Origin of the sequence: Zoogloea sp., assembly GCF_028693495.1 — a bacterium.
Lineage (GTDB): Bacteria > Pseudomonadota > Gammaproteobacteria > Burkholderiales > Rhodocyclaceae > Zoogloea.
Genome location: NZ_JAQUVG010000135.1, coordinates 1 through 6750, shown reverse-complemented (window position 1 = coordinate 6750; position 6750 = coordinate 1). Strand labels below are relative to the sequence as shown.

Annotated in this window: 11 protein-coding genes and 1 tRNA gene; 4 read left to right on the top strand and 8 right to left on the bottom strand. The window is 65.3% G+C overall.

Translation table 11 applies throughout. The annotated features are described in order from the left end of the window. Positions 1-104: 104 nt before the first annotated feature. Both PHD22_RS15795 and PHD22_RS15790 read right to left on the bottom strand, forming a co-directional pair. Positions 105-638 (bottom strand): phage protease, encoded by a 534-nt coding sequence (locus PHD22_RS15795; protein ID WP_299869022.1) that lies wholly within the window; start codon positions 636-638, stop codon positions 105-107. Positions 639-951: 313 nt separating this feature from the next. Then, positions 952-1470, bottom strand: coding sequence for a phage virion morphogenesis protein (locus PHD22_RS15790; protein ID WP_299869016.1), 519 nt, complete (start codon positions 1468-1470; stop codon positions 952-954). A gap of 20 nt (positions 1471-1490) precedes the next feature. Between PHD22_RS15790 and PHD22_RS15785 the strand changes: the two genes are divergently transcribed. Next, positions 1491-1565 (top strand) — tRNA-Lys (locus PHD22_RS15785). On the opposite strand, the gene PHD22_RS15780 is transcribed toward PHD22_RS15785, so the two are convergent. The 6 genes from PHD22_RS15780 to PHD22_RS15755 form a co-directional block, all read right to left on the bottom strand. Next, positions 1535-2761: a phage minor head protein gene (locus tag PHD22_RS15780; protein WP_299869013.1), complete on the bottom strand. Its 1227-nt coding sequence runs from the start codon at positions 2759-2761 to the stop codon at positions 1535-1537. The genes PHD22_RS15785 and PHD22_RS15780 overlap by 31 nt on opposite strands. Beyond that, positions 2691-3014 (bottom strand): IS4 family transposase, encoded by a 324-nt coding sequence (locus PHD22_RS15775; RefSeq protein WP_299869010.1) that lies wholly within the window; start codon positions 3012-3014, stop codon positions 2691-2693. Before PHD22_RS15775 ends, PHD22_RS15780 begins: the two co-directional genes overlap by 71 nt. Beyond that, positions 3014-3682 (bottom strand): transposase DNA-binding-containing protein, encoded by a 669-nt coding sequence (locus tag PHD22_RS15770; protein ID WP_299869007.1) that lies wholly within the window; start codon positions 3680-3682, stop codon positions 3014-3016. Before PHD22_RS15770 ends, PHD22_RS15775 begins: the two co-directional genes overlap by 1 nt. Positions 3683-3796: 114 nt before the next feature. Beyond that, positions 3797-4177: a transcriptional regulator gene (locus PHD22_RS15765; RefSeq protein ID WP_299869005.1), complete on the bottom strand. Its 381-nt coding sequence runs from the start codon at positions 4175-4177 to the stop codon at positions 3797-3799. A gap of 8 nt (positions 4178-4185) precedes the next feature. Then, on the bottom strand, positions 4186-4479 hold the full coding sequence (locus PHD22_RS15760) for a type II toxin-antitoxin system HigB family toxin (protein ID WP_299869001.1): 294 nt from the start codon (positions 4477-4479) through the stop codon (positions 4186-4188). Positions 4480-4514: 35 nt separating this feature from the next. Continuing rightward, the gene (locus PHD22_RS15755) at positions 4515-4811 is read right to left on the bottom strand and encodes a hypothetical protein (RefSeq protein ID WP_299868998.1); all 297 of its coding nucleotides are present in this window, start codon (positions 4809-4811) and stop codon (positions 4515-4517) included. A 319-nt stretch (positions 4812-5130) separates the two neighbouring features. Between PHD22_RS15755 and PHD22_RS15750 the strand changes: the two genes are divergently transcribed. From PHD22_RS15750 to PHD22_RS15740, 3 genes are all read left to right on the top strand, one after another. Next, positions 5131-5295, top strand: a complete 165-nt coding sequence (locus PHD22_RS15750) for a hypothetical protein (protein ID WP_299868996.1) — start codon at positions 5131-5133, stop codon at positions 5293-5295. A gap of 32 nt (positions 5296-5327) precedes the next feature. Next, complete coding sequence (locus PHD22_RS15745) at positions 5328-5912, top strand: hypothetical protein (protein ID WP_299868994.1); 585 nt, start codon at positions 5328-5330, stop codon at positions 5910-5912. Continuing rightward, positions 5875-6750: Sir2 family NAD-dependent protein deacetylase (locus PHD22_RS15740; RefSeq protein ID WP_366520754.1), on the top strand; the 876-nt coding region annotated here is incomplete at its 3' end. The genes PHD22_RS15745 and PHD22_RS15740, both read left to right, overlap by 38 nt.

Sequence of the window (6750 nt, the reverse complement as noted above, 5' to 3'; positions counted from 1 at the left end):
AGCCTTGCTTGCGCAGTACAAATGCTTGGCGACGAATGTGTTCCAGGGCTTCGGGCGGAAGCTTGCGGGCATCGATCTTTTCCATGCCCGAATTATATCAAAACCTATTTGATTGCCGGGTTAATAGCTAGGCAACAGCCGGCGGGGAGGGCTGGCAGGCCAAGGGCCGCCAGCAATTTCTCGAGGGTGTTCACTTCGGGGGTCTCCTGGGTGGCGGCCACGATGGCCGAGAGGGCGGTATTGACCCCGGTCAGGCCGGGGTCGTTGGTGAGCGCGAATGAGTGCAGGCCGGTGATGTCGCCGGTGCGAGGGTCGAACGGAAACACCGGGCTGCCGTAGCCGTATTCACGGGCGGTGAGGTGGCCGGCGGCGGTGGTGGTCCACTCCACTTCGGTGGCTACCAGGCCGACGCCGGGGCGGTACTCCAGATGGGCGGGGTCGATCCAGCCAGCGGCGGGGGCCGGGAGGCCGTCCTTGGCGCGGGTGAGGGTGGCGTGCTCGTAGTCGACCACGATCTTCACCCCGCGCTCGCGGCGGGCGGCGATCACCTGGGCGGCAAGTCGGGCATCGAGGCGCCAGCCGGGCACGCCCTCGGGGCGGCCGGAGCCGTCGGAGCTGCGAAACAGACCGTCGGGAATGAGGAGCTGCGCGCCGTCGCCCAGGGGCTGGGCGCTGAGCTAGAGGGCGGCAAATGCGGGTTTGGCTGTGCGAGGCATGCCGCCATGGTGCGGCGCGCGCGCGACGGGGGCGGATTCGCCTCGGCGCAAAAAAAGCCCGGTTTGGGCCGGGCGGGGTGGGATTTGTGGATTTCGTGAGGCGATGGCCCGAGCGGGAGGCCCATAGACCCCGTTAGTACCCCGTTAGTCGCTTCGATCGGTCTGTCTGATGGGGGTGTGTGGCTCCGCAGGCTAAAAAACGCGTGGCGGGCCGGATTTTCAGGGGGGGTGGGTTTCAGGCAAGCAGCCCGTCAAGATAGTCCAGCGCTTCGGCCACGATCTTGTTTTCGTCGTCGGCCGAGAGTCCCAGGAAGGGCCGGGCCGGGATGTCGCCCCACAGGTGGGGCCACTCGGCCTTGCTGCCGCCAAACTGCTGCATGGCGGCGTACTCCATCGTCGATCCGATCTCAAGGCCGCCGGCGAGCACGTTGTAAAAAATCTGCTGGGCCAGGGTGCCCTCGCGCACCAGCGGCTTTTTGCCCATGACGGCCCCGGTGCCTTTGGCGTTGATGCGGCCGTCCTTGCGGGTGGTTTTTGTAAAGCGGGCCAGGTAGGCCTCAAAGGTTACGCGGCTGTTGGGCGCCCAGCGGCTGCCGTCGGGGGCGGTGCTGGTGGCGAAGCGCTCCTTGGTGCTGGTGATCAGGTCTTCGCCGATGGCCTTGAACAAGGGCGCCGGGTTGCGGGTGCCGGCGGCCAGGCGCTGAAGCACGTCGATCACGGGGGCGGAGTCGATGCGGATGGTGATGGCGGTCATGGGCTATACTTTCTGTGTCTGGCTGCTGGTGCCTGCAATTGGAAACAGGACGGTCCTTTACCGCTTATGCAGGTTCGACTCCTGCCCGGCGGCCAGATACCTCTACGGGCACCCATTCGCCGCCCTTCACCGCGCCGGCAATCGCTTCGTCGCTCACCCTAAAAGCGCTCTCCACCACCGCCGCGGCGATGCCCTTGATTCGCGCCGGGTCGTACTCCACGGCCAGCTTGCTCGGGCCGATCTCTTCGGCCACGTAAATCAGCTTGCCCGACTTGCCATCCAGGTAAATCGCCCCAGGGGATTCCAGCAGCGCGGGCACGGCGCGCCATTCGTCGTGCGTCAGGGCGTTCTGCGCCGCTTCGTGGCGGGCCTGCTTGGCGCCGCGAACCAGGGCATCGCGGATGGCGATCTCGGCGCCGGCGGGCACCGGCAGGCCCTTGTCGGCGAGCCACGACAGGGTGTCGAGCTTAAGCGTGCCGACCACCGCAGTCCGCCCGCGCGGGTATTCGTCGGCCAGCCAGGCCTCCAAGGTATCCCACCACGCCAGCTGGCGCTCCATCGCAAGGGTTGGCGCCATCGCCTCCCACATCGCCGCGCCAATGAGGGCATCGAGCTTGAACAGCTTGGCGTCCACCATCTCCAGCAGTGGGCGGGTGGCGTTGGCTCCCGGCGCATGCCCCCAGCCCTTGTCAATGCCCGGTGGGGCGCCAGTGGAGTCGCCGATCTCGTCCCAGCCGGCGGGGGCCGAATCCAGCCCCTTGGCCTGGGCCGCGGCGATCTCGGCCCGGCTGGCGGCCTTCACGGTGCATTTGCAGCCCCAGCCGTTGGGCGGAAAGTGGCTGCGCCAGAACGGATCATCCTTGTGCAGCACCAGCCCGTTCCAGGCCTGGTGCTGGGGCCGCGGGTGGCTCACCAGGTCAGAGTGCACGTAGCGCCAGTAGGGCCGCAGGCTCGCCAGCTCCGGATCGTTGAGCTGCGCCCAGCGGCCGGCGGCGTAGCTGGTGGCCATGTTGGTCTGGTAGATCACCCGCGTGCGCCAGGCCACGCCGGCCTGGCTGCCCTCACCGGTCCAGCCCGTCCAGCCATTCTTTGCCACGATGGCGTCAAACTCTTTGCGGAACGCGTCCAGGCTCTTGCCGTCCTGGATCGCCCGGCCCACCGCCCCGCGCAGGTCGGCCAGCAGGTCTGCGGTCTGGGCGCCGGCCACCACAAAGGCGCGGTCATGGGCCGCGCCGGCCAGGTCGTCCCAGCGCTCGGTGGGCAGGTTGAGCTTTTGGCGGAAGTACGCCACCTGTTCTGTAAACGGCGCCTTCTACAAAGACAGCGATCTCCTGGAGACCCAACCAGATGGTTTTGGCGCCTGGCTTGCCGTCGTGTCGGCGGGCGAGGAAACTGCCGTGCTGTGCAATCAGGCGCAGCACGGTGTTCAGGGGCGGCACCGTTTTCGGGACGGGCTTCTTGTTGAGAATGAAGGCGGGGCGCCACTCGTCGGCCTCGAACACTAGGTCGGCGGGTAAGTCGGGCAGGGTGCGCCCCAGACGCATCAGGCGCTCGACCCGGCACCCCTCCTTGAGCACCAGGAAAAACAGCTCGATTTCCCAACGGGCCCGGTACCAGTCGAGCAACTCGACCGCCGCCGCCAGGAAGGCGCGGCGCGGTTGGTGAGCAGGCACCAGCACACAGGCTTGCTGCCTGCGGGGGCGTTGATCTCGGTGGCGATCAGACATGTCACTTCGAGTGTGCCGCTTTGGCGAACCGCCAGTTCGATGCGTTCGGTCCGCAGTGCCTGTTCGTCCGACCGCGCCTTGCGCCCACGCCCGGCGGGGAGCTCGAAGCGCACGCAGCCCAAGGGCGCGCCGGCCATGACCCGCTCCCACAGCTTGTCGCCCTCGGGGAGCGCCCGGTTGTGCTGGCAGCGCACCAGATAATCGGCCGGGTAGTCCAGGTTGCGTGCCTTGACCAGCAGCGACAGCATGTCCGACTCCCGGTCGCCGATGCACACATGTCGGCTCTTGGGCAGGGCGCGGGCCGTTTCGGCCCAGTTCTCGCACGCACCGGGAATGCTCGCTCCAGGCTTCTGGCCCAATCGCTCGGCCAGCAGCACCGCACGCTGATTCAGCCGAGCGTCGCCCAAATCGATCGTCTCAAACTCCTGCTTCGCCAGCTTATCTGCACGCTCCCTGTGTGCGTCACTCAGGACGATAGGGTACAAGGGTGGGAGATGTGTGTAATGGGATGCCTTTAAGCGCTCTTCAGTGGGGTGCCGTTCCAGGTCGGCGAAGGCTTCAGACTTTTCCCCCGCTAAAGGTAGGGGCGGCAAACTGGTTTAGGCCGCGATGGGCTCGCGCAGCCCGTAGGGCTGAATCAACACGTCCGCAGGAAGCCCCAGGCCGCTGCACAGCCGGCGGATCATCGTTACGGACAGAGGGCGAGTTCTGTTCATGATGTCGGCCACCCGGCCACGCGGGCCGATATACCGCTCCAGGTCTTTGCGAGTCAGTCCGCGTACATCCATGACGTACTCTAGGAATGAAATCGGGTCAGGGGCTTCAATCGGGAAATGCGCCTTCTCGTAGGCTTCCACCAACATGGCGAGGACTTCCAGCCGGTCTGCGTCTGCGCTGCCCTCAGGGGCGTCCCACAGGCGTTCGATATCGGCCAGGGCTTCGGCGTGCTCTGCCTCGGTTCGGATGGGCTTCAGTTCCATAGCGGCTCCTAGATTGTCTCAGCGTTGATCCGGTCGTACTCAGCATGGGTGCCGACGAAGCGGATGAACATCATGGTCGAGGTGTAGCGCACGGCCACCACCAGCCGGTAATCATTGCCCTTGATGTTGAACACGACGCGGTCGTTGGGCAGGAAGCTGGCGTTACGATGAGCGGCCTTGATATCAGACGGGGTTCTCCAATCAGCCCGGCTTGTATCGGCGTACCAAGCCCGCAAAGGGGTTTCTGCCTGCGGGTGCTTCTCCCAAAACTCGCGAAGCGTTTGTATCGCAATGATGTGCATGTCTGAATCTAGCATGTTACCGTTTTGGTATCAATCTATCGGCTTCCAAGCATCCGCAGGCCCGTTGCCTGCCCCTCGCCTGGTTGTTCGATGCCAGCCTGTTCGAGAATCCACGCCTCGATTTTTGTGTGCCACATGAGCAGCAGGTCGAGCGGCCGGCGGCGGTAGTGCTTTTCGGCCGTCGCGCTCGGCTTGTGGCCTTGGATCTGAGCCACCACGCCCACCGGGCATTCCACCCACTCGGCCAAGGTGCCGAAGGAGCGGCGCAGACCATGCAGGGACAGTGTCCTGCGCATCGAAGAGGATGCCGAGACCGGGAAGGTCTGGACCATTCGGGAAGAGCCTGTCACCGGCTGTGGCGGATCATGGACGACCCCGCGCCTTTCGCGCACTCTTTCGCTTGACGCACGCTGCAGCCTCGCGTCTAATCTCCACTCAGCGCCGATTTGAAACACAGCTTGCAGGCGCTTTACAAATGTTGCTAAAGCGGAACCGACAACCCGCTTTGGCTCATGCCCAGCGGGTTTTTTGTTGGGCGTCGCCGAGTTAAGACAACTTGCAGGGCGACTCACAAATGCTGCTAAAGCGTCGCCGCCTCTTCGCCCCCGCGAGGCCGGTTACGCCTCACTTCAGGGGGCAAGGAGTAACACCATGGTCACCACCGACCCGGCCGCACAGTCTGGCCGTCCGCAAAGCGCCGAAGCACTCGGCAAATTCGTCCCCCGCCTCCCCGCCGTCCGCTCGCCGCACCCGGCCGCGCGCAAAGCTTCGCCCGTGGACCTCCCCATTCTGCCCAGCTGGGCGGGCTGGCGCTGAGTCGCTGACACCATCAACAAAGGAACGACATCATGGGTATCCGCATCGTGTTTCAGATGGTTGTCATCAAGAAGAGCGCCGTTCGCAAGCACTACCCCGACGGTGAAGCAGGCTTTCGCAACACCTACCCCTTCGCCGCGGAAGACCGCTATCTGTTCGGTGTCGGCAGCATGTCCGACGGCGAGTTCGGGGAGATCCTGCAGGCGCTTACCGCAGCAGGCTTGGACCTGCCCGGGTGCGCCGCCATCGCCGATTGCCACCAGGGGCCCGTTAAGGTGCGCCCCGACATTCTGTTCAAGCAGTTCTCCGACGGGTTCGCCCCCTACTGGGAGGCGCGGCTAATCCGCGACGACTCGGAGGAAATGGCGGCAGAGGGCGCCCCGATTGTTCAATGGCTGATGGAAAGGGGATGGACCTTCAGCTTGCCCGGCGACCCGCGGGAGCCCCCGAAGAAGGCGCCGGCAAGGGCCAAAGTGAGGGAAGTTCCGCACGACGGGCGTCTGATCTTCGGGGGCTCAGGGGTGCTGATTCCCTTCCGGCCGAAGCTGGTCGATGCGCCTGCGACAGCCGAGAAGCTGGGTGAAGATCGTCACGGCGGCGACGGCAATGGGGAATGACATGAACCCTGCACGCATCGACGACGCGGCGGCCCTGATTCGCGAAGCCGACGGGCTGCTTGTGACGGCCGGCGCCGGCATGGGCGTGGACTCCGGCCTGCCCGACTTCCGCAGCGATAATGGCTTCTGGAAGACCTACCCGGCGCTATCCAAGGCTGGCATGCGCTTCGAAGCGATTGCCAGCCCCTACGCCTTCCACCGGGACGCCCGCCTGGCTTGGGGGTTCTACGGCCATCGGCTGAAGCTCTACCGGGACACCATCCCCCATGCGGGCTTCGGGATTCTACAGGCCATCGGTGCAAGGCTTGAACATGGGCTGTTCGTATCCACCAGCAATGTGGACGGGCACTTCCAGAAGTCCGGTATCGCAGCGGATCGGATCCACGAGATCCACGGGTCCATTCACCATCTGCAGTGCCTTGACCCGGGCTGCTCGATTGCCGTCTGGGATGCCGCCAGGTTCTCGCCTGAGATTGACGAAGCCGCCTGTCGCCTCACGAATGATCTGCCGGCCTGCCGCTACTGCGGGGGCCTCGCCCGCCCGAATATCCTGATGTTCGGGGATTGGGACTGGCGGCAGATTCGCGCGAAGCACCAGGCGCAGAAGCTGAATACCTGGCTGGCTGGCGTCGAACGGCTGGCGGTTATCGAGATCGGCGCCGGCATCGACGTGCCGACGGTGCGGCTGTTCAGCGACCAGCACGAGCGGCTGATCCGGATCAACCCACGGGCGCCGCAGGTGTTCGGGCCGCGGGCGGTAGGCTTGCCGCTCGGGGGCCTGGCTGCACTCGAAGCAATCGGCGCGCGGCTTCTCGCAGACCAATTTGGAGGACACACG

What these genes read in the sequence shown, in the direction of transcription:
- PHD22_RS15760 (WP_299869001.1), bottom strand. Translation starts at nt 4,479, where the DNA reads ATGCACATCATTGCGATACAAACGCTTCGCGAGTTTTGGGAGAAGCAC.
- PHD22_RS15765 (WP_299869005.1), bottom strand. Translation starts at nt 4,177, where the DNA reads ATGGAACTGAAGCCCATCCGAACCGAGGCAGAGCACGCCGAAGCCCTG.
- PHD22_RS15745 (WP_299868994.1), top strand. Translation starts at nt 5,328, where the DNA reads ATGGGTATCCGCATCGTGTTTCAGATGGTTGTCATCAAGAAGAGCGCC.
- PHD22_RS15790 (WP_299869016.1), bottom strand. Translation starts at nt 1,470, where the DNA reads ATGACCGCCATCACCATCCGCATCGACTCCGCCCCCGTGATCGACGTG.
- PHD22_RS15755 (WP_299868998.1), bottom strand. Translation starts at nt 4,811, where the DNA reads ATGGTCCAGACCTTCCCGGTCTCGGCATCCTCTTCGATGCGCAGGACA.
- PHD22_RS15750 (WP_299868996.1), top strand. Translation starts at nt 5,131, where the DNA reads ATGGTCACCACCGACCCGGCCGCACAGTCTGGCCGTCCGCAAAGCGCC.
- PHD22_RS15775 (WP_299869010.1), bottom strand. Translation starts at nt 3,014, where the DNA reads ATGCGTCTGGGGCGCACCCTGCCCGACTTACCCGCCGACCTAGTGTTC.